The organism is Lysobacter antibioticus, from assembly GCF_000731095.1.
Taxonomy (GTDB): domain Bacteria; phylum Pseudomonadota; class Gammaproteobacteria; order Xanthomonadales; family Xanthomonadaceae; genus Lysobacter; species Lysobacter antibioticus_B.
In genome coordinates this window covers 69,296-89,522 of the sequence record NZ_JMTZ01000002.1, presented here as the reverse complement: position 1 = coordinate 89,522, position 20,227 = coordinate 69,296, and the positions used below count along the sequence as shown (strand labels likewise).

Below are 20,227 nucleotides of genomic sequence, written 5' to 3'. Positions count from 1 at the left end.
ATGACAAAAGAAAGTAACCCGCCGCTTTAGTGGCGGAAGCTTTAGGCGTTTGATCTAGATATTGACCTTGCTTGGGAGAAGCGCCGCGAGACCTTCGCAGCGCGGTCGCGGCTTGCGCCGCTCCTACCCGGAAGTATCCGCGACCCGCTCGTCTCCCAGCACTAGACGACCGGTCTAATTGCGGCTATCGTGCCGCCTATGAACGCCACCCCCGCCGCTACCGACGTCCGCCGACACATCCTCGAGGTGGCCCACCCGCTGTTCCTGCGCAAGGGCTTCACCGCGGTCGGGCTGTCGGAGGTGTTGGCCGCGGCGCAGGTGCCGAAGGGCTCGTTCTATCACTACTTCGGTTCCAAGGAAGCCTTCGGCGAAGCGGTGCTCGAGGTCTATTTCGCCGAATACCTGGGGCGGATGGACGCGCTGTTGTCGCAGCCCGGTACCGGGGCGCAGCGGACGATCGCCTTCTTCAACGACTGGCTCGATTCGCAGACCGGCGAGGAAAACCAAAGCCGCTGCCCGGTGGTCAAGCTCGGCGCCGAGGTCTGCGATTTGTCGGAAAGCATGCGCGCGGCGCTGGCGCGCGGCACGCGCGGGGTCGTCGATCGTCTGGCCCAGTGCATCGAAGCAGGGCGCGTGGACGGCTCGCTCGCCGGTCTCGCCGATGCATCGGATTCGCAGGCGACCGCGGTCGCGCTCTACCAGAGCTGGCTCGGCGCCAGTCTGCTGGCCAAGATCGCCCGCGACCGCAGCGGCCTGGATATGGTCATGGCCGGCACGCGCGAGCGGCTGGGCCTGGCCCAAGACGCCTGAGCCGAGGCGGGAGCGTGCCTGCGTTCCCGCCTTTAGTTTTGCCTGTTTTATAGACGACCGGTCTATTTGTCGTGCGGCCTGTCGTCAGCACCTCGCTTACGAACGATCCAACCCCCACCCCAGCGCTAAAGGAATGCACTCATGTCGCAACGCGATACCGTCAACCGCCGCATCGTCCTGGCCAACCGCCCGCGCGGCTTGCCGACGGCCCAGGATGTCCGCTTCGAAGAAACCGCCGTACCGACGCCCGACGAAGGCCAGGTGCTGCTGCGCACCCTGTACCTGTCGCTCGATCCCTACATGCGCAATCTGATGGACGAAGCCGGGACCAGTTACGCGCCGCCGGTGGCGCTGGGCGCGCCGATGGTCGGCGGCACGGTCAGCCGCGTCGCCGCCTCGCGGCACCCGCAGTTCCGCGTCGGCGAGGTGGTGCTCGGCAATGCCGGCTGGCAGGACTACGCCCTGTCCGATGGCAAGGATCTGCAGGCGCTCGGCGACATGCCGCAGCCCTCGTTCGCCCTCGGCGGCCTCGGCATGCCGGCGTTCACCGCTTACGTCGGCCTGCTCGACATCGGCCAGCCGCAAGCCGGCGAAACCGTGGTCGTGGCCGCGGCGACCGGTGCGGTCGGCTCGGTGGTCGGGCAGATCGCCAAGCTCAAGGGCGCGCGCGTGGTCGGCATCGCCGGCGGCGCCGACAAATGCCGCCATGCGGTCGAGGAACTCGGCTTCGACGTGTGCCTGGACCGCCACGACCCCCGACTGGCCGAACACCTTGCCGCGGCCTGCCCGGACGGCATCGACGTCTATTTCGAGAACGTCGGCGGCGCCGTGTTCGACGCGGTGTTGCCGCTGCTCAACATCGGCGCACGCGTGCCGGTCTGCGGCGTGATCGCGCATTACAACGGCGCTGAGCACACCTCGGGCCCGGACCGTTTGGCGCAGACGATGACTGCGCTGCTGCAGAAGCGCATCCGCATGCAGGGCTTCATCATCCTCGACCATTACGGCGATCGCTTCGAAACGTTCAGCCGCGACATGAGCCAGTGGGTCGCCGAAGGCCGGGTCAAGTTGCTCGAGGATGTCGTCGACGGCCTGGAGAATGCGCCGACGGCTTTCATCGGCCTGCTCGAAGGGCAGAACCTCGGCAAGCGCGTGGTGCGAGTCGCCGCGGCCTGAGGCAAGGCTCGGCCCGGCCTGCACGAGTAGGTTCGGCCCGAACGCCCGGCGCGCATGCGAGCGGCGTCCTCGCGGCTTGCATGCGTGCGACGGATTCAATCCGCGTCGGCGCCGGGCCGTTGCGCGATCGCATACACCGCCTGCACCACCTTGGCCATGCGTGCGTAGTCGAGCTTGTCGTAGGTGTCGCTGGCTTGATGGTAGGTCGTGCTGCGAAGGAAGGCGGTGTCGCTGACCATGAAGGCCGGATAGCCTTCATGCCAGTAGCTCAGGTGGTCGGAGAAATCGATGCCCTGCAATAGCGGCGGGGCATTGATCGAGTGCACCGGCAGGTCGGTCGCCCCGGCCATGATCGCCTTGAGCCGGCGCAGGCGGCCGAAGTCGCCCAGCCTGCCGACCAGGATCACGAAGTCGCCGCGGTCCGGGTACAAACGGTCCATGCCGCGCAGCGGATAACGCTGGCTACCGGGGCGGTCGCTGAAGCGGCCGATCATCTCCAGCGACAGCATGAACTCTACTTCGCGCCCGCTCGCCTTGAGCGAACGCGCATGCCAGGCGCTGCCCATGTGCTCGCTGCGGAAATGCGGCGGCTCTTCCAAGGTGTAGGCGACCAGTTCGACCGCATGCGCGGGCGGGTTGCGGCCGAGCAGACGCGCCAGCTCCAGCAAGCCGGCGACGCCGCTGGCGTTGTCGTCGGCGCCCGGCGTATGCGTGCGCGGCGAATAGCCGCGCGGATCGTCGGTGTCGAAGCCGACATCGGCGAAGGAATCGTAGTGCGCGCCGATCACCCGCACAGGCCCGCTGTCGGGGCCGAAGCGCACGATGAGGTTGCGGTAGGTGCGTTCTTCGACTTTCACGTCCTGGTGGGACACGCGGCCGCCGCTGTTGGCGAATTCGTCGCGGATGAAGTTCGCGGAGCGCTCCAGGCTGTCGGGCTGGTCGTAGCTGCGCGGGTACAGATCGACCGACAGGTGCCTGACGTCGGCCTTCAAGCGCGCGCTATCGACGGCCACAGGTTGCGAGGGCAAGGGGCTGACGAACGGTTGCACCACGGCGACCACGACGGCGGCGGCGATCGCTGCGAGGGCCGCAAGCAGCAGGAGAAAACGGCGAAACAGCATGGGAGCGACGGCCTTGTCTGCGGATCGGCCAGGACGAGGCCGGATGGGCAGATATACCAGCGAACGCGGTCGCCTTGCGACTGCGTCCGATGTGCCGCGGACTCCGTGGGCCGGTTCCCGGTGCCGGTCGACGTTTCCAACGGCAGGCATGGTCGCGATTCTCGGCCTTGCAGGTGGCGGCAACCGCGAATGCCGCGGTCGCGAGCCTTACAGTTTCTTCAGGCCTTGGTTGTCGAACCCGTCCGGGCTCTCTTTCATCGTCGACTCGGTGATGCTGGAAGCGCCGCGTCCGGCCAGCGTGTTCGCCACACCCAGGGCCAGATCGATCGCGACGGCGGTCTGGCCCAGCAACTTACGCGCGCCCGTGGTGGGTTCGAGGAAGTCGTAGCCGGCCATGACCGCTCTGATCGCCACTTCCTGGTTGGCCATGAAGGCCGCGATCGGAACCGCATTCGTCGCCGGCGCTGCGCCCGTGGTATTGGCGAGGGTGCGGTTGTACGCGCGGGCAAGCTCTTCTGCGGCCGCTGCCCTCTCGCTCTCGGGCAGTGTCCAATAGTTGATCACGACACGTGGAGTCGGGGCCGAGGTCGAGCCGGCACTGGAACCGGTACTGGAGGTGGAGGCGGTAGTCGGCACGAAGTTGGTGAGGCTGACCGGCGCCGGAGGCGTGTAGTTGGTGGACTGATCGATGAAGTCCCGGTCGGCTTTCACCGCGGCCATCAACGATCCCGTGTCGAAGCGGATCAGCCGCTCCCTGGTCCAGCCGGCGAGCACAAGATAACTGTGGGTGTTGCCGAGCGATTCGTCGAGCTGCCGCAGCAAGAGCGCCGGATGGGCCGGAACATCGCTGCCGCCGATACTGCCGCTGGTGCTGTCGCTGTCGCTGTCGCTGCTGTCGTCATTTCTCAGCGATGCCCGGTCTGTGCTCATGTCTTCGTTGTAGTTCAAGACTCTGCGAAACTGCTCCAGGATCTGCGATTGGCGCTCCGTACCCATGCCGATCTGCTTCACCAAATCCCGCACCATCTCGTACCAATGCACGCGATGCAGCATGTCCATCGCCGCCCAATCGTCGGATCGCATCGGGGCTTTGAGGAGATGGCGGATGATGCCGTCCAGGGTCACCGCATCGATGCCGTCCTGGGGATCGACTTTCGAGAGCGCGAACAGATCGCTGATGGTTTTGGCTTTGGCTTTGGCTTTGGCGTCGGCCTGTTCGGCCTCTTTAGGCGGCTTGTTTCCCATGAGGGGCTCCCGTGGGCGCAATGGCGGAATGCACAAAGAAACGCCGTCGGCAGGTAGCCGTGAAACCCGAACGGCGAAGGGCGCTCGCGCCGCCGTGCGCGTTGACATGAGCCCCTGCGGGTGGAGGGCGGCGGCCCCGGCCTGGCATTCGGGGCCGCCGCGCCGGCTCAGCCCGGGAACTCCGCGAGCGGCTGCCACACATCCGGCTTCACCCCGATGCGCAGATCGATCAGGTTCACGCCGACCGGCGACATCACCAGCAACTCCTTGGGCCGCGCGAACCAGATCACCGCGATCTTGGTCGCCATGTCGAGGTCGTTGCTGTTGAGGTATAGCTTCATCTTCGGCACGTTGTCCTTGCCGAGCACCGTCCACGGCTGCTGGACCAGGCCATCGGTATTGATGCGATAGAAGAACTGGTAGGTGTCGTAGGCGGTTTCTTCGTCCAGCCCCGTGCTGAAGAACCAACCGTTCTCGCGGTTCTTGTCGATGCACCAGCGCTCGGCTTCGATGGCCAGGGTGCCGGTGTTCACCAACTGCCTGAGGTTGGCGCGGCTGGTCTGGATGTTGTCCGATCTCCATGGCCTGAAGCCGCCGGATCGTTTGACATCACCCGGGGTGCGCCCGGGTTTGCCCCCGATGGGGCCGTCTTCGCCGCGATAGGCATAAGTCATTGCATGTCTCCGTTTCGATGGGTGAGGGCGAACGCGCGCTGTGTACGCAGCCGCTGTCGGCCACGGGCGCGGCGCCGGCCGTACCCGCATCGGAAACGAACGTTGTCGGAGGAGCCAGTGTGAAAGGCCGCTAGGCAGGCGCATACGCCGCGGCCGCGGGCGCGTGTCCGCTCATGCGCCGTGACAGAAGCCGCCGTACGCACTCGCATACGCCCGCCTGTCGCACCTCGATGGCCCCGGCCTTGCGCCGGGGCCATCGCGCCGACTCAATTTCCGTTGTAGTCCTCGAGGGGCAGCCACGCGTCCGGATTCCTGCCGATGCGCAGATCGATCCGGTTCACGCCGACCGGCGACATGACCAGCAACTGCATGGGGCTGGCCATCCAGATCACTGCGATCTTGGTCGCCGTGTCGAGGTCGTCGCTGTCGAGGTACAGGTGCATCTCCGGTGCGCCGATATCGCCCAGCACCGTCCATGCCTTCTGGGTCAGGCCGCTGATGTCGAAGCGGTAGAAATAGGGAGAGGCACGGTAGTCGGTCGGTTCATCCAGCTGCGAGCTGAAGAACCAGCCGTCCTTGCGGTCTTTTTCGCCGCACCAGCGCGCTGCTTCCAGAGCCAGGGTGCCGTTGTTCACCAACCTGCGCAGGTTGGCGCGGCTGATGGCGAGGCTGTCCGAGTTCCACGGCTTGAAACCGCTGGCCAGCTTGATCTCGGATGGGATCACGCCTGTGGCGCTCTCACTGGGGTTTTCCGGGCAGAAATAGGCGTGGGTCATTGCGGTCTCCGTTTCGGTGGGGGGCGATCGAGCGGTTCCTTGCGCAGCGGCGACCGTGCCCGCATCGGAACCAAGGTTCTGCACAGGAGCTCGCGCTAAGTCGTCGCCGGCAGCGCTACCCGCGTGTTCGACTTGGCGCCGAGCCGGCTTGCGATGCGCTTGCCGAGGCGAATGCCGGGCTCTTCGACGTAGCGATAGGTGAGCAGGGCGCTCGCACACAGCAGCAGGGCACAGCCGAGGTAGACGATGCAGAACGCCGGACCGCCGCTGGCGGCATAAGCGCCGACGCCCGGGATCGCGAACACCGCGACCAGGATCAGCCCCTGCGAGAGGTAGATGCCGTAGCTGAGGTTGCTCAGCCGGCGCGAGGCCGGCCACGCCAACAGGCCGAACAAACGGTTGCCCGAGCAGACGATGAAGAAGAACGTGCCGGCGAGCGGGCACAGCAGGAACAACTGCGCCAACCCGATGCGCGGCGCGCCCGCGATCATGGTGGCGAACAGCGCCGCCAGGCAAAGCAACGCGACCACGCCCCACAGCGGCCGCCGCCATTGCACGCGCGCGCCGATGCCGGCATGCAGCAGCGAGGCGACGAACATGCCGGCGCCGAGCATCAACACCAGCTCGGCCAACACCGCCAGAAAAAGTATCGGCCGCGGCTTGATGCCGGGCTCGAAGCCGCCGTGCCAGCTCGCCGCGGCGATGGTCAGCAGGCACAAGGCGACCAGGCCGGCGCTGAAGGCCAGATGCCGGCCGCGGCGCACGAACCAGGCCGAGACCGGCAGGGAGAAATAGAACAGCCACTCGAAGAACAAGGTCCAGGTGACGCCGGCCAGGATGGTGCCGGTGTCGGCATACCCGTTGAGGGTCGGCGGTGGCGGCACGATGCCGAGCGCCAACCAGCCCAGGGCCGAGGCGATCGCCTGCGACGGCGGAACCCGTAGCTCAAAGCCGGTGCGGTAGGCGACGATGGCGATCATCGTCAGCACCGCGACGAGATACATCGGCCCCAGACGGAACACACGGCCGATATACAGGGCTTTCCAGCCGGGGCGGCCGCCGGCCGTGAGCAGTTTGTTCCAGAACAGGAAGCCGGTGATCATGAAGAACAGGCAGATCCCGAGCAGGCCGGCGCTGTTGTAGAACGCCGACGGCGACGGTTCCCACACGCCGGTGCGCAGGTATTCGTGATGGACGATGACGTGGCTGGCGAACACGCTGAGGGCGAGAAACCCGCGCAGGCCGTCGAGGGTGTCGCTGCGTTGGTCCGCTTGCGGCGGGGCGCGGTCGGCGGCGCGGAACCAGGGCAGGGCGGCGAAGGCCAAGGCCAGCGCCAGCATCGCGAAGTACGGCCATACCTGATGGATATCGACCATGCGGCTTCCGATGCGGGGCGGGGTGGATTGGCCGAGACTAGCGGCGCCGCCGGCGCGCTTCCGTTGGTTGGATCACGCTTCCTCATGCGCTGCGCTGCGCGGCGGATGTCGAGACTCGGAACGGGGTTGCCGTTCGAGCGGACCTAGGTCGCATGCGCCGTGCTCGTGCGCAGGCATCGGCCCAGCGCGTACTCTCTCGTCGGCACCCTGGCATCCAAGCCGGGCCGCGATGCGCCGGCGCTGCCGCTGCCGTCGGCCCGCTGCAGGCTCCTTTCGCATGACGGACGATTCGATGATCGCTTTGGACACACGTGGGGCGCCTTGGCTGCGCTGGCTGTTGCTGGCGCCGGCGATCGCCTTGTCGGCCGCCTGGGGTGGGTTGGCCTTGTGGTATCGATTGCCGCTGGCGGTCGCGTTCAAGGGCGTGATGGTGGCGGCCTTCGTCGTCAGCGCGCTGGCGGCGTTGTTCGCCGTGCGCCGCCTGCGCAAACCGGAGTTATGGGTCTATCTGTTGGCCTTCGCCGGCGTGCTGCTGTGGTGGAGCACGCTGCGCCCGTCGCAGAACCGGGCATGGGCCGACGATGTCGCCCGCCACTTGCACGCGCAGGTCGACGGCGACCGGGTCCGGCTCGACAACGTGCGCAATTTCGATTGGCGCAGCGACGACGACTACACGCCGCGCTGGGAACGCCGCGAATACGACCTCGGTCGTCTGCAGTCGGCGGATCTGGTGTTGTCGTACTGGATGGGGCCGGCGATCGCCCACACCCTGGTGTCGTTCGGGTTCGACGACGGCCGCAAGCTGGTGTTCTCGGTCGAGATCCGCAAGGAGCGCGGCGAGCAGTTCTCGACCCTCGGCGGATTCTTCCGCGAGTTCGAGACCACCCTGGTCGCGGCCGACGAGCGCGATATCCTGCGGGTGCGCAGCAATGTGCGCAACGAAGACGTCTATCTGTACCGGCTGCGTCTGCCGAAGGAGGCGCTGCGTTCGTTGTTTCTCGGCTATGTCGCCGAAGCCGGCGAGCTCGAACGGCAGCCGAGTTTCTACAACACTCTGACCAGCAACTGCACCACCATCGTGTTCGACCTGATGCGCCAGATAGCGCCGGGCCTGCCGCTCGATTACCGATTGCTGCTGTCGGGCTATCTGGCCGAGTACGCCTACGACCAAGACGGGTTGGTGCCGGGTTACGACTACCGCACCCTGCACGATCGCGGGCGCGTGACCGACCGCGCGCGCGCAGCGGGCGACTCGTCGGCGTTCTCGGAACTCATTCGCGAAGGCGTGCCCGGCGTGGCGGCCGATCAGGTCCGCGCTCGCTGAGGCCTCCGCGCGCGGATCGAGGCGTTGCGGCCAAGGCTTACTCGACGCGCGACAAGCCGAAACCCTGCAGGTACTCGTCGGTGACCTTGGGCATGCCGGGGCCGCTCCACACGAACGAGAAGATCGCATCCTCGTGGATGGTGTCGGTGATCTTCGGTGCGGTGACGCCGGGCACGCCGTCCAAGGCGGCCACGCCCAGGTCGGACATGGGCACAGGCGACAGCTTCGGATTGCCGTTACGCCTCAATCGGATCGACAGGCGCATGGCCTTCCCCTTGGTGGTGGACGTTGCGTGCGATACAGCTTAGGCGGTGGGCCGTGACTGCCCCGTCAGGTCCCGGGGGCTGCGGGCATAGCTCGCATGCAGCGGGATGCGGCAATGCAGGTCGACCCATGAGCGCATGAGTCCGAAGTCGGCCAGATAACGGTCGTTGAGATCCGGCTCGGCGCGCAGGCGCCATGCGAAAGACACGCACACGCAGGTCGAGGTTTGCCAACCGATTTCGGGTGCCGCCGAGCCGGGCAATGCATTGACGGCTTGCAGGGCGAGTTCGTGCAGCGGCGTGGCGAGGAATCGCGGATCCAGCGTCCGCCTCAGTGCCGCGACCCAGCGCGATCCCATAGGCCGATCGGTCGCCGCGCGATAGGCGCCGAAGCCATGCGCATGCTTGTCGTCGGGCTGGATGCGGCCGTCGGGCTCGTTCGTGCTGCTCATGGCGCGCATGACCGGCGGATACTGCGTGAGATTGCCGTTGCCTGGCCGTCCGATCGGTAGCTGCATGGTCGTCCCCTGGGCGGAAGTGTGCTTTCCAAGGCCAGCATGGGCGCGCCGGGTGACTGCCACCTAACCCCTGCGACGGCGGTTCAGTTTGAGCGCTCGCACCTGCGCCGCATCGCGGTCGGTTCGGGCCGATCACCGCCGTTCGAGCCATGCCGCGCGCCGCTCATTCGGCGGTGGACTCCAGCATCGTCAACAGTTCCGACAAGGCATCGTCGAGTGAGCGCAGGCTGGCCGGCGCCAGGCTCGCCATGATGCGGCGCTCGTTCTCGATGTGCGCCTCGACGGCCCGGTCGATCAGCGCCAGGCCAGCCGGCGTCAGTTGCACCAACAGGCTGCGCGCATCGCTCGGGTTGGCCCGGCGTTCGATCCAACCGGCCGCTTCCAGCCTTTGCAGGCGGTGGGTCATGGTGCCGGAGGTGATCATCAGCGCCGAGAACAGCGCGGTGGGCGCCAGGCAGTGGGGCGCGCCGGAACGCCGCAGCGTGGCCAGCACGTCGAACTCCCAACTGGTCATGTCGAAGGTCGAGAAGGTCTTGTCCAGCCGGCGCTGCAACAGGGCCGCGCAGCGCTTGACCCGGCCGATGGCGCCCATCGGGCTGGCGTCGAGATCGGGACGCTCGCGGCGCCATTGGTCGAGGATCGCGTCGACCGAGTCGGGCTGTCGTTCGCTCGTGGCCACGAGGGCTCCCTGATTTGTCTTGACTTCAAGATAAATTGTCTTCAGGCTAGGATCTTATCTTGAATTGAAGATAGTTTCATGAGCGCAGCCCCGCACCGCCCGGTCTGGATCGACATGCTCCTGACCGCCCTGGCCCCCGCCATCTGGGGTTCGACCTACATCGTCGCGTCCGAGCTGTTGCCGCCGGACCGGCCTTTCACCGCCGCCCTGATCCGCACCCTGCCGGCCGGCCTGTTGCTGGTCGCCTTCATGCGGCATTGGCCGGCGCGCGGCGAATGGCTCCGTCTGCTGGTCTTGTCGGGCTTGAACATCGCCGTCTTCCAGGCGCTGTTGTTCGTCGCCGCCTACCGCCTGCCCGGCGGTCTCGCCGCGGTGGTCGGCGCGATCCAGCCCTTGTTGGTGATTGCCCTGACCTGGGCGGTCGACCAGCGCCGGCCGCTGCAGTTCACCGTCTGGGCCTGCGTGCTCGGCGTGGTCGGTATGGGCGTGCTGCTGCTGTCGCCGGACACGGTCTGGGAGCCGGTCGGCATCGCCGCGGCCCTGGCCGGTGCCGCCTGCATGGCGACCGGCAACTACCTGACCCGGCGCTGGCGCAGCGACCTGCCGGTGTTCGCCCTGACCGGTTGGCAGTTGCTGCTCGGCGGCCTGATGTTGGCGCCGGTCGCCCTCGCCATCGATGCGCCGCTGCCGCGCCTGAGTCTGTTGCAGGTATCGGCCTATGCCTATTTGTCGATCGCCGGTGCGTTGCTGTCGTACGCCCTGTGGTTCCGCGGCCTGGCGCGTTTGCCGCAGGTAGCGGTGTCCTCGCTCGGCCTGTTGAGCCCACTGACCGCGGTGATCCTCGGCTGGGCCCTGCTGGGGCAAGCCCTTACCGGCGTCTCTCTGCTCGGCCTGCTGGTCGTGCTCGGCAGCGTCCTGGCCGTGCAATGGCGCAGCAGCCGGCCGGCCTGAACCAGCGGCCTGCGTTCTCGCTGCGCCCCTCCAGTCCTCTCATCAGAAGTGCCATGAACCATCCGATCAGACAACTCATCGAATCGCGCGTGTCGGCCAACCGTTACGACCCCGACCGACGGATTTCCGACGAAGACATCGCCGCCCTGGTCGATCAGGCCACGCGCGCGCCGTCGGCGTACCACTTCCAGAATTGGAAATTCATCGCCGTGCGCACGCCCGAGGCGAAAGCGCGCCTGAAAGCGCTGTCCTACGGCCAGCAGAAGATCGCCGACGCCTCGGTCGCCTTCATCGTCTGCGGCACGCTCGCGGCGCACGAACACCTGCAGCGGGCGCTACAGCCCTCGGTCGAGGCCGGGATCATGGCGCAGTCGATGGCCGATGGTTGGGTGGCCCAGGCGGCGCGTGCGCACGCCGACGATCCGTCCTTGCAACGCGACGAAGCGATTCGTTCGGCGTCGCTGGCGGCGATGACCTTGATCCTCGCCGCCGAAGGCATGGGCTGGGCCACCGGCGCGATGGGCGGGATCGATTTCGCGGGCGTCGCGCGCGAGTTCGCGCTCGACGCCGACGAAGTGCCGGTGCTGGTCGTCACCGTCGGCCATCCGCTGCCGGGCAACTGGCCGCAAAAACCGCGCAAGCCGGTGCACGAAGTCATCGCCTACGTTTGAACGTCGGTGCCGGCTCGGGCCGGCGCCGGCATCAGCCCGGGCGGACCCGGGTCGAGAGGAATTCGGCGAGCGCGCGGCCGATCGCGTGCGGTGCGTCTTCCTGCAGGTAGTGAATGCCCGGCACGGTCACTTCGGTCTGGTTCTTCCAACTGCGGCAGAACTCGCGCGCGCGTCCGGTCAACAAGGCCCCGGGCTCGGCGTTGACGAACAACTTCGGCAGCGTGCTCGACGCCAGCCAATCGGCGTACGCGTCCACCGCCTGGGCGACGTCGGCCGGCTCGCCGTCGATCGGCAGCTCGCGTGCGAACGCCAAAGTCGGCAGGCGCGATTCGCGGGTCGCGAACGGCGCGCGATAGGCCTGCAATTCCTCTTCACTGAGTTGGCGCAGGATGCTCTTGGGCAGTACGGTCTCGACGAAGAAGTTCTCGTCGAGCACGAGTCGTTCGCCCTGTTGCGAACGCATCGCCCGGAACAAGGTGTCGCGGCCGGCCGGGAAATCCGCCCAGGTCCGCGACTGCACCAGCGATTCCATATAGGCGATCGCGGCGACGCGCTGCGGGAACCGGCGCGCGTAATGGAAGCCGAGCGCCGAGCCCCAGTCGTGCAGGACCAGGGTGATGCCGTCGGGCAGGTCCTTGGCTTCGAACCAGGCGTCGAGATAGCGCACGTGGTCGGCGAAACGATAACCGCCGCCGGGTATCGGGCCGGACTGGCCCATGCCGGCCAAGTCCGGTGCGAGACAGCGGCCGAGGTGGCGTACCTGCGGAATGATGTTGCGCCACAGATAGGACGAGGTCGGATTGCCGTGCAGGAACACGATCGGCGCGCCCTCGCCGACATCGACATAGCTGATCTCGGTATCGAGCACGTGGATGCGACGGCGCGGCAGGGTGTCGATGGGCAGGACGGGGTGTTCGCTGGCGTTCATCGCAGACCTTTCGATTGGACTGGGCAAATTTTTTCCGCGCCGCCCGCGTGCCGGTAGGGCCAGATCCAGGCAAAACCGAGGGGCCAGCGGGGCGGCGGCGAGGGCTTGCGCACGCTGGCTGCCCTGATTCGCGCGCAGAAGCGTGGACTGTCGCCGATCGGGCACCGCCGACGCATTCCCGGTACGCGCCGGGCGGGTACTATCCGAGGCGCAGGGGGCGATATCTGAGGATGACCGCGATGACATCATCGGGGCAGAGCTTGCCGCGCGTGGCCTTGGTGGAAGACGACGCGCTGCTGCGCGAGCGGGTGTTGGTGCCGGGCCTGGCGAACTTCGGTTTCGCGGTGACCGGCATGGACACGGCAGCCGCGCTGCACCTGCATCTGGCCGCGGCGACGTTCGACATCGTCGTGCTGGATGTGGGCCTGCCCGATGCCGACGGCTTCGCAGTCGCGCGCGAGGTGCGCGAGGCTTTTCCCGGCATCGGCATCGTCATGCTGACCGGACGCGGCGACACCTTGGATCGCGTGCGCGGATTGAGCCAGGGCGCCGACGCTTATCTGACCAAGCCGGCCGAGGTCGAAGTGCTGGCGGCGACTTTGCACAGTCTGGCGCGTCGCTTACGCGGTGCAGCACCGGTGCGCCGCCGCTGGCAGCTCGACGCCGATGGCTGGTGCCTGCTGTCGCCGTCCGGTGGCGCGGTGGCACTGACCCGTACCGAGCGCCGCGTCGTCGAGCGACTCACCGCTGCATCCGGACAGTTGGTGACGCGCGAGCAACTGGTCGCGGCGCTGACCGACAATGTCTACGACTTCGACATGCACCGCCTCGATTCGCTGGTCTATCGCTTGCGCCGCAAGGTCGCCGACGCCTGCGGCGAACCTTTGCCGCTCAACGCCGTGCACGGCGAAGGCTACGTACTCGGCGGCGCGCACTGAACGATCGGTCCGGCCTAGTCGTCAGGCCATGCCCTCGGCGTTATCGACCGCCTCGTGGGCCAACGGCAGGCGAATGGTGAACGCGGTGCCTGCGCCGGGCGCGCTGTCGACGCGGATATCGCCCCCCAGGGCCTTGACCAGGTCGTGCACCACCGACAGGCCCAGGCCGGTGCCATGGGCAGCCAGCTTGGTGCTGAAGAACGGTTCGAACACGCGTTCGCGCACGTGCTCGTCCATGCCCAGGCCGTTGTCGGCCAGGCGGATTTCGATCTCGCCGCCTTGCGCCGTCGCGGCGATCGCGAAGCGGCCGCCGTCGGGCATCGCATCGCGCGCGTTCGCGGCGATATTGAGCACCATCAGCTCGAACTCGCTGCGATCCAGACGCACCGGCAATGCGGCGGCGACGGCCGGCAGTTCCAGACGGACCGCGGCAGGCAGCAGCTGCCGCAGCATCGGCTGCAGGTCGCGCAGCGCGCGCGCCGCATCGAAGGTCTCGATCCGCAGCACGTCGTTGCGGCTGAAGATGAGCAGCTTGCGGGTCACCGCGCAACCGCGCTCGGCCGCTTCCTCGACGCCCTCGAGGGCGGCGGCCAAGGCCGCGCTGCGTTCGCGCGGGTCCGGCAGGTCGAGCGCGGCATCGCGCTGCGCGGCGAAGCCCTGGATCAGCCCGAGGATGTTGTTGAAATCATGGGCGATGCCGCTGGCCAGGCGTCCGCTGGCCTCCATCTTCTGCGCATGGATGAGCTGGGTCTGGGCGCGTTCGCGCCGGGCCATCTCCAATTGCAGTTCGCGGCCGCGCGCGTTCGATTCGTCCAGGCTTTCGCGCAATGCGGTGACGGCGCGGTCGAGGATCGCGGTGATGATCAGGTAGCTCGCCACCAGCGAGGGCGCGTTGCGCAGGGCATTGCCGATCCATTGCGGGCCCTTGGCGGTGTTGTGGGCATCGGTGGCGAAACCGATGGCGAAGATCGCCAGCAACAACGCGAACACCGTCCACAGCGCGCGCCGGCCCAGCACTACGCCGGCGATGACCAGGGTCAGGATCATCGCGGTCTGGTCGATCAATTGCGCCTGCGTGCCGAGCTTGTGGAAGGCCAGCGCCAGCGAGGTCAACAGCGCGCCGAGGAACAGCATCATCGCCGTGCGGTAACGATCGCGGCGGATCAGCCGCACGCACAACAACGCCAGCGCGGCGGTGGTCAGGTCGAGCAGCAGGACGATGGCCCAGCCCGCGGGAATCGGTCGAGACGACAGATGCCAGGCCCAGTTGGCCGGCAGGGCGATGCCGTAGAACAACAGCAGCAACTGCATCGCCGGCGCGTTGCGGCGATCGACGGCATCGGCGATGGGGGCGCTGCGCAACCAGTGCGCGAAGGGTTTCCACATGGGCAGGCGGCTCGTCGTGTCGGACGCAGAGGGATGACGCAGCGGCACGGTCGCACGTCGTCCATGGCGCTGGCGATCCGAACGGCCGCGGCCGTCGGTGAGAACTCGGTGATTATTCGGTGAGATCGCGAGCGTGACAACGCGGAAGCCGGCGTCTTAGGTTCGCACTCAGCCGATGTCGTCATCCACGTACGCGGCGAATCATCCAGGCGACCGGCCAGGGCGGGGCCGGCCATTCATCCAACGGCATTCGATGCGACGGCATCGACCGGTCTTCCGGTCGTTCTGGGCCGACGGGCGTCGCATGCCTCCGAAACGACACAGTGGGCGGGAGAGCGATCGATGAACAAGATTTTCAGCCGCGTATGGAGTCACGCCAAGCAGGCGATGGTGGTGACCTCGGAATTGGCCTCGAGCGGCGGCAAGCGCGATGGCCGTCGCCGCCTGGCCGATGCCAGCGCCGGCGTGGCGGCGATGAGCCTGTTGCTGGCACTGGGCGCCCCACCTGCGTGGGCCGACGACGTCGTCGGCAAGACGACGAGCGCCGCGCCGACGGCCGAATCGATCGCCGCCGACGAGACTTGCGCACGCGCGCAGGCCGACGATGCGGCGGATATCGACTGCGCCGCGGCCGCGCAGGCCGTCGTCGCGGCGACGCCGATCGTCGATACGCCCTACTTCAAGATCAACGGCCCCGAAGACCTGCCGTGGACGCCGGAAGTCGAAGGCCCGGTGGATGCCATCGCCGACGGCTACAGCGCGATCGCGATGGGCTCTGGTGCCAAGGCCGAAGGCGACTACGCCAGCGCCATCGGCGACAGCAGTTGGGCGGCGAACAATGCCGCTACCGCGGTCGGCGCGCAGAGCGCGGGTGTAGGCATCGGCGCCAGCGCTTTCGGCCAGGGCGCGATGGGCTTCGGCGATGCCAGCACCGCGATCGGCCAGAGTGCGTTCGCCGGCGGTTTCGGCAACACCGCGCTCGGCGCCGGCGCCGAGGCCACCGCCGAACAAGCCGCCACCGCGCTGGGCGCCTTGAGCACCGCGGCCGGCATGGGTTCGGTTGCGATCGGCGGTTATGCCCAGGCCTATGGCAGCGGCAGCCTGGTCGGCGGTTTCAATGCCGGCGCCAACGGCGAAGCCGGTGTGGCCCTGGGCGCGAATTCGCGCGCGGTGGCCGGCGATTTCGGCGTGGCCATCGGCGGCTATGCCAACGCGGTCGGCGGCGGCAGCGTCGGCATCGGCGGCAACAGCCTGGCTTATGGCGCGCGCGCGGTCGCACTCGGACATAACGCCGCGGCGAGCGGCGAAGGCACCATCGCCATCGGCGGCAGCGAATGGGTCGATCTCGATGGCGACGGTGCACCCGACGTCGGCGAGGCGACCTATGCCGAAGGCCAGAACGCGGTCGCGATCGGCAACGTCGCCGGCGCCAGCGGCATCGGCGCGCAAGCGATCGGCGATCACGCCAGCGCCTTGAACCACAACGCCACCGCCAGCGGCGCGCAGAGCCTGGCTGCGGGCGAGGCGAGCACCGCGACCGGCGCTTACAGCGTCGCCAGCGGCGTCGAGAGCAGTGCCTACGGCTATCAGAGCCAGGCCGCGGGCGATCATGCCACCGCGGCCGGCGGTTCCAGCCTGGCCTTGGGTCAGGGCGCTTCCGCGTTCGGTACCGCCGCCAACGCGATCGGCGACTACAGCATCGCCAGCGGGTATGGCAGCGTCGCCGACGGCGCGAATTCGGTCGCCCACGGCAACGGCGCGCAAGCCCAGGGCGGCGGTGCCATTGCTCTGGGCAGCGCCAGCGTCGCGATGCACGGCAACGGCATCGCCATCGGCAACCAGAGCCTCGCCCAGGGCTTGGGCGCGACCGCGATCGGCGGTCTGGCCGAGGCCAGCGGTTTGTTCGCCACCGCTCACGGCATGTTCGCCTGGGCCAACGGACGCGAGAGTTCGGCCTTCGGCGCGGCGGCGACCGCCAACGGTTGGAAGGCGAGCGCGCTCGGCGTGGGGGCGTGGGCCGAGGGGCTGTTCGCCACCGCGCTCGGCGCCGATGCGCAGGCCAAGGACGTATCGGTCGCGGTCGGCCAGGGCACGCTCGCCGACATCGCCTCCACCGCCGTCGGCGTGCAGGCGCGCGCCGGCGAAGGCGGCGTTTCGGTCGGCAACAACACCTTGACCTCGCTCAACAGCGTCGCCCTCGGCCGCGAAAGCTGGGCCACCGGCACCGAAGCGACTTCGGTCGGCTACAACAGCTACGGCAATGGCGACGGCGCCGCGGCCCTGGGCTCGAACGCGTGGGCGATGGCGGGCAACAGCACCGCGGTCGGCTCCTACACGTCGGCAACGGCCGACAACAGCGTGGCTCTCGGCCATGGCTCCAGTACCGGCGAACGTGCCAACACGGTGTCGGTCGGCGCCGCGCAAGCCTGGACCGATCAATACGGCAACACCTTCGCCGCGATCGACCGGCAGATCGCCAACGTCGCCGCCGGCACCGAGGCGACCGACGCGGTCAACAAGGCCCAGCTTGATGCAGTCGCCGACAGCGTCGGCGATGCCAACGATTACCTCGCCGCCGATGGCGCCGGCGACGGCAGCGATGCCGCCATCGCCGATGCCGAACATGCCAGCGCGGTCGGCGCCAACGCCGTCGCCGGTGGCGTCGAGAGCACCGCGGTGGGCTATCAAAGCAATGCCGTCGGCGATCATTCGACCGCGGTCGGCGGTTCCAGCCTGGCCCTGGGGCAGGGCGCATCGGCGTTCGGCACCGGCGCCAACGCAATCGGCGAACAGAGCACCGCCAACGGCTACGGCGCGGTCGCCAACGGCGCGAACAGCGCCGCGGTCGGCAGCGATGCCCTCGCCGACGGCGACGACAGCTTCGCCGGCGGCAACGGCGCGCAAGCCAACGGCGGCGGCGCGGTCGCGCTCGGCGCCGGTTCGGTGTCGAACGGCGCCTTGGGTGTGTCGATCGGTTCGGGCGCGCAGAACAACGGCTTCCTCGCGACCGCGGTCGGCGGCCTGGCGCTCGCCGATGCGCCGTTCTCGACCGCGCTCGGCAGCTTCGCCACGGCGTCGGCCTGGCAATCGACCGCGGTCGGTTCCGGCGCGTATGCGCAGGGTTGGAACTCGACTTCGGTCGGCGCCAACTCCAGCGCAGGCGGCGGTGGCGTCGCCGTCGGTGTCGGCGCCAAATCCGGCTACTGGCAGTTCGACGAGAGCACCGGCGAGAACGTCTACATCGCCACCAGCGGCACTGCGATCGGTGAGAACGCCGCCGCGACCGGGCAGTACAGCACCGCCCTGGGCGGTTTCTCGGCGGGCTCCTTCAGCTCCGCCGGCGCGAGCGGTCTGTACAGCACCGCGCTCGGCGCCGGTGCGTATGCCGGTTCGTACTGGGACAGCAGCCTGGTCGGCGACTACACCACGGCGGTGGGCGCCGAGAGCTGGGCGATAGGCGGCTCCTCGACCTCACTGGGCTTCAACAGTTTCGCCCAGGCCGAGCACGCGACCGTGCTCGGCGCCAATGCCTGGACCACGCCGGATGCCGCCAATGCGGTGGCCTTGGGCGAGGGCTCGCTGGCCGACCGCGCCGACAGCGTGTCGGTGGGCGCGGCCCGCGCCTGGACCGATGCCGGCGGCACCGTGCACGCCGCCATCGATCGCCAGATCGCCAACGTCGCGGCCGGCACCGAAGCCACCGATGCGGTCAACAAGGCGCAGCTCGATGCGGTGGCCGGCGGCGTCAGTCAGGCCAATCACTACTTCAAGTCCAGCGGCAAGCAGGACGGCAGCGACGATGCCAGCATCAACGGCCAAGGCGCATTGGCCGCGGGCGCGAGTGCGGTCGCCAACGCTAACGGCAGCACCGCGGTCGGCGCCAACGCTCGCGCCGACAAGGTCAGTGGGTCGGCGTTCGGCAGCAACGCCCGGGCCGCCGAAACCAACGCCACCGCCCTGGGTGCGAACAGCCAGGCGATCGCCGCGACGGCGACGGCGGCCGGTTCCAATGCACAGGCGCGAGCCCAAGCGTCCACCGCGATCGGTTACGACGCGCGTGTCGCCGACGCCGCGCAGGACGGCACCGCGCTCGGTGCGCGTGCCCGGGTCACGGCGGCCAATGCGGTGGCGGTGGGTGCGGGCTCGGTCGCCGACCGCGCCGGCACGGTCGCGGTGGGCGCTGCCGGCAAGGAACGCCAGATCGCTCATCTCAAGGCCGGCAGCGCGAACACCGATGCGGTCAACGTCGGTCAGTTGAACGCGGCGGTCGGCGAGATCGACGAAGCACTCGCCACCGCGGTCAAGTACGACGACGACGGCAAGAGCGCACTGACTCTGGAAGGCGCGGACGGCACGGTGATCGGCAACGTCGCCGACGGCCGGCTCGCCGGCGGCAGCCGCGAAGCGGTCAACGGCGGCCAGTTGTTCCAACTCGGCGACAACGCTGCGCAGATGCTCGGCGGCGGCGCTTCGATGGGGCCGAGCGGCATGATCGGGCCGACCTACGCCATCCAGGGCGGCAGTTACTACAACGTCGGCGATGCGCTCGGCGCGCTCGATGGAGCCATCGACGGACTCGATGCGCGCGTCGATCAGCTCGAGCACAAGCCGGGCAACGGCAACGGCAATGGTCACGGCAAGGGCAAGGCGGCGAGCGCTGGAGAAGGCGCGGTTGCCTCGAGCGGGCTGACCGACAGTGCTCCAGTCACGGCCGAAGCCAATGCGGTCTCGGTCGCCAGCGCCGGCAGCGAACGCAAGCTGAGCAACGTCGCCGCCGGCGTCGGCGCCACCGATGCGGCCAACGTGCAACAGGTGCAGGCCGCCAACGCGCAAGCGGTCGGCAGCGCCAATGCCTATACCGACAGCGCCGCGACGCGCACCTTGTCGTCGGCCAACGCCTACACCGACAGCCGCTACCAGGCGTTGAGCGATGAGTTCACCGGTCTGCGCGACGAACTGGGCCTGCGTCTCAACAAACAGGACCAGCGTATCGACCGCCAGGGTGCGATGAGCGCGGCGATGATGAACATGTCCATCAACGCCGCCAACAGCCGCAGCCCGCGCGGACGCATCGCCGTGGGCGCCGGCTGGCAGAACGGCGAAAGCGCCTTGTCGGTCGGTTATTCCAAGGCGATCGGCGAACGCGCCTCGATGAGCATCGGCGGCGCTTTCAGCAGCGACGACTCGTCGGCCGGTATCGGCTTCGGCTTCGATCTGTGAGCCGGTTGCCGTTGTCGTAACGCCTCGCTCTTTCCTGCGCCGGCTCGCCTGCGCAGGAAAGACACAGGTCAGCGCAGCGTCAGTCCGCTTCGCGCCTATCCACCCACAAAACAGCGAGCGCCGCGACCGGATCCCCCGCAACGGTCGCCTTGCCCGCATCCGAATCGCACT

At 68.2% G+C, this 20,227-nt stretch carries 17 protein-coding genes; 7 read left to right on the top strand and 10 right to left on the bottom strand.

Features of this window, described 5'->3' with window-relative positions; all coding sequences use genetic code 11:
• The first annotated feature begins 198 nt into the window (after positions 1 to 198).
• On the top strand, positions 199 to 810 hold the full coding sequence (locus EX88_RS0100790; RefSeq protein WP_031370125.1) for a TetR/AcrR family transcriptional regulator: 612 nt from the start codon (positions 199 to 201) through the stop codon (positions 808 to 810).
• Between the two features lie 141 nt (positions 811 to 951).
• Positions 952 to 1,986, top strand: coding sequence for an NADP-dependent oxidoreductase (locus tag EX88_RS0100785; protein WP_031370124.1), 1,035 nt, complete (start codon positions 952 to 954; stop codon positions 1,984 to 1,986).
• A 95-nt stretch (positions 1,987 to 2,081) separates the two neighbouring features.
• Here EX88_RS0100785 and EX88_RS0100780 read toward each other — a convergent pair whose 3' ends face one another.
• The 5 genes from EX88_RS0100780 to EX88_RS0100760 all read right to left on the bottom strand — a co-directional run bounded on the left by EX88_RS0100780 (position 2,082) and on the right by EX88_RS0100760 (position 7,178).
• Positions 2,082 to 3,107: a M28 family peptidase gene (locus tag EX88_RS0100780; protein ID WP_031370123.1), complete on the bottom strand. Its 1,026-nt coding sequence runs from the start codon at positions 3,105 to 3,107 to the stop codon at positions 2,082 to 2,084.
• A gap of 207 nt (positions 3,108 to 3,314) precedes the next feature.
• On the bottom strand, positions 3,315 to 4,352 hold the full coding sequence (locus EX88_RS0100775; protein ID WP_031370122.1) for a hypothetical protein: 1,038 nt from the start codon (positions 4,350 to 4,352) through the stop codon (positions 3,315 to 3,317).
• Positions 4,353 to 4,519: 167 nt separating this feature from the next.
• Entirely contained in the window at positions 4,520 to 5,026 is a 507-nt protein-coding gene (locus EX88_RS0100770) for a hypothetical protein (protein WP_031370121.1), read from the bottom strand.
• Between the two features lie 266 nt (positions 5,027 to 5,292).
• A complete protein-coding gene (locus EX88_RS0100765; RefSeq protein ID WP_031370120.1) occupies positions 5,293 to 5,802 on the bottom strand; it encodes a hypothetical protein in 510 nt (169 codons plus the stop codon).
• Between the two features lie 95 nt (positions 5,803 to 5,897).
• Positions 5,898 to 7,178, bottom strand: coding sequence for an acyltransferase family protein (locus tag EX88_RS0100760; RefSeq protein WP_031370119.1), 1,281 nt, complete (start codon positions 7,176 to 7,178; stop codon positions 5,898 to 5,900).
• 292 nt (positions 7,179 to 7,470) lie between these two features.
• On the opposite strand from EX88_RS0100760, the gene EX88_RS0100755 reads away from it, so the two are divergent.
• Positions 7,471 to 8,502, top strand: a complete 1,032-nt coding sequence (locus tag EX88_RS0100755; protein WP_031370118.1) for a DUF4105 domain-containing protein — start codon at positions 7,471 to 7,473, stop codon at positions 8,500 to 8,502.
• Positions 8,503 to 8,539: 37 nt separating this feature from the next.
• On the opposite strand, the gene EX88_RS0100750 is transcribed toward EX88_RS0100755, so the two are convergent.
• From EX88_RS0100750 to EX88_RS0100740, 3 genes are all read right to left on the bottom strand, one after another.
• Positions 8,540 to 8,767, bottom strand: coding sequence for a hypothetical protein (locus EX88_RS0100750; protein ID WP_031370117.1), 228 nt, complete (start codon positions 8,765 to 8,767; stop codon positions 8,540 to 8,542).
• 39 nt (positions 8,768 to 8,806) lie between these two features.
• Positions 8,807 to 9,283, bottom strand: a complete 477-nt coding sequence (locus tag EX88_RS0100745) for a hypothetical protein (RefSeq protein ID WP_031370116.1) — start codon at positions 9,281 to 9,283, stop codon at positions 8,807 to 8,809.
• Between the two features lie 163 nt (positions 9,284 to 9,446).
• Positions 9,447 to 9,962 (bottom strand): MarR family winged helix-turn-helix transcriptional regulator, encoded by a 516-nt coding sequence (locus tag EX88_RS0100740; RefSeq protein WP_031370115.1) that lies wholly within the window; start codon positions 9,960 to 9,962, stop codon positions 9,447 to 9,449.
• Positions 9,963 to 10,040: 78 nt separating this feature from the next.
• Between EX88_RS0100740 and EX88_RS0100735 the strand changes: the two genes are divergently transcribed.
• Both EX88_RS0100735 and EX88_RS0100730 read left to right on the top strand, forming a co-directional pair.
• The gene (locus tag EX88_RS0100735; RefSeq protein ID WP_031370114.1) at positions 10,041 to 10,913 is read left to right on the top strand and encodes an EamA family transporter; all 873 of its coding nucleotides are present in this window, start codon (positions 10,041 to 10,043) and stop codon (positions 10,911 to 10,913) included.
• A 53-nt stretch (positions 10,914 to 10,966) separates the two neighbouring features.
• The gene (locus tag EX88_RS0100730; protein ID WP_031370113.1) at positions 10,967 to 11,584 is read left to right on the top strand and encodes a nitroreductase family protein; all 618 of its coding nucleotides are present in this window, start codon (positions 10,967 to 10,969) and stop codon (positions 11,582 to 11,584) included.
• A gap of 31 nt (positions 11,585 to 11,615) precedes the next feature.
• Here EX88_RS0100730 and EX88_RS0100725 read toward each other — a convergent pair whose 3' ends face one another.
• Entirely contained in the window at positions 11,616 to 12,512 is an 897-nt protein-coding gene (locus tag EX88_RS0100725; RefSeq protein WP_051884270.1) for a haloalkane dehalogenase, read from the bottom strand.
• A gap of 239 nt (positions 12,513 to 12,751) precedes the next feature.
• On the opposite strand from EX88_RS0100725, the gene EX88_RS0100720 reads away from it, so the two are divergent.
• Positions 12,752 to 13,450 (top strand): response regulator transcription factor, encoded by a 699-nt coding sequence (locus tag EX88_RS0100720; protein ID WP_031370111.1) that lies wholly within the window; start codon positions 12,752 to 12,754, stop codon positions 13,448 to 13,450.
• 21 nt (positions 13,451 to 13,471) lie between these two features.
• On the opposite strand, the gene EX88_RS0100715 is transcribed toward EX88_RS0100720, so the two are convergent.
• The gene (locus tag EX88_RS0100715; RefSeq protein ID WP_031370110.1) at positions 13,472 to 14,836 is read right to left on the bottom strand and encodes a sensor histidine kinase; all 1,365 of its coding nucleotides are present in this window, start codon (positions 14,834 to 14,836) and stop codon (positions 13,472 to 13,474) included.
• Positions 14,837 to 15,178: 342 nt separating this feature from the next.
• Between EX88_RS0100715 and EX88_RS26385 the strand changes: the two genes are divergently transcribed.
• Positions 15,179 to 20,056, top strand: a complete 4,878-nt coding sequence (locus tag EX88_RS26385) for an ESPR-type extended signal peptide-containing protein (protein WP_036147742.1) — start codon at positions 15,179 to 15,181, stop codon at positions 20,054 to 20,056.
• The last annotated feature ends 171 nt before the right edge of the window (positions 20,057 to 20,227 follow it).

What these genes read in the sequence shown, in the direction of transcription:
- EX88_RS0100730 (WP_031370113.1), top strand. Translation starts at nt 10,967, where the DNA reads ATGAACCATCCGATCAGACAACTCATCGAATCGCGCGTGTCGGCCAAC.
- EX88_RS0100735 (WP_031370114.1), top strand. Translation starts at nt 10,041, where the DNA reads ATGAGCGCAGCCCCGCACCGCCCGGTCTGGATCGACATGCTCCTGACC.
- EX88_RS0100765 (WP_031370120.1), bottom strand. Translation starts at nt 5,802, where the DNA reads ATGACCCACGCCTATTTCTGCCCGGAAAACCCCAGTGAGAGCGCCACA.
- EX88_RS0100725 (WP_051884270.1), bottom strand. Translation starts at nt 12,512, where the DNA reads ATGAACGCCAGCGAACACCCCGTCCTGCCCATCGACACCCTGCCGCGC.
- EX88_RS26385 (WP_036147742.1), top strand. Translation starts at nt 15,179, where the DNA reads ATGAACAAGATTTTCAGCCGCGTATGGAGTCACGCCAAGCAGGCGATG.
- EX88_RS0100760 (WP_031370119.1), bottom strand. Translation starts at nt 7,178, where the DNA reads ATGGTCGATATCCATCAGGTATGGCCGTACTTCGCGATGCTGGCGCTG.
- EX88_RS0100780 (WP_031370123.1), bottom strand. Translation starts at nt 3,107, where the DNA reads ATGCTGTTTCGCCGTTTTCTCCTGCTGCTTGCGGCCCTCGCAGCGATC.
- EX88_RS0100755 (WP_031370118.1), top strand. Translation starts at nt 7,471, where the DNA reads ATGATCGCTTTGGACACACGTGGGGCGCCTTGGCTGCGCTGGCTGTTG.
- EX88_RS0100720 (WP_031370111.1), top strand. Translation starts at nt 12,752, where the DNA reads ATGACATCATCGGGGCAGAGCTTGCCGCGCGTGGCCTTGGTGGAAGAC.
- EX88_RS0100770 (WP_031370121.1), bottom strand. Translation starts at nt 5,026, where the DNA reads ATGACTTATGCCTATCGCGGCGAAGACGGCCCCATCGGGGGCAAACCC.
- EX88_RS0100750 (WP_031370117.1), bottom strand. Translation starts at nt 8,767, where the DNA reads ATGCGCCTGTCGATCCGATTGAGGCGTAACGGCAATCCGAAGCTGTCG.
- EX88_RS0100785 (WP_031370124.1), top strand. Translation starts at nt 952, where the DNA reads ATGTCGCAACGCGATACCGTCAACCGCCGCATCGTCCTGGCCAACCGC.
- EX88_RS0100790 (WP_031370125.1), top strand. Translation starts at nt 199, where the DNA reads ATGAACGCCACCCCCGCCGCTACCGACGTCCGCCGACACATCCTCGAG.
- EX88_RS0100715 (WP_031370110.1), bottom strand. Translation starts at nt 14,836, where the DNA reads ATGTGGAAACCCTTCGCGCACTGGTTGCGCAGCGCCCCCATCGCCGAT.
- EX88_RS0100745 (WP_031370116.1), bottom strand. Translation starts at nt 9,283, where the DNA reads ATGCAGCTACCGATCGGACGGCCAGGCAACGGCAATCTCACGCAGTAT.
- EX88_RS0100775 (WP_031370122.1), bottom strand. Translation starts at nt 4,352, where the DNA reads ATGGGAAACAAGCCGCCTAAAGAGGCCGAACAGGCCGACGCCAAAGCC.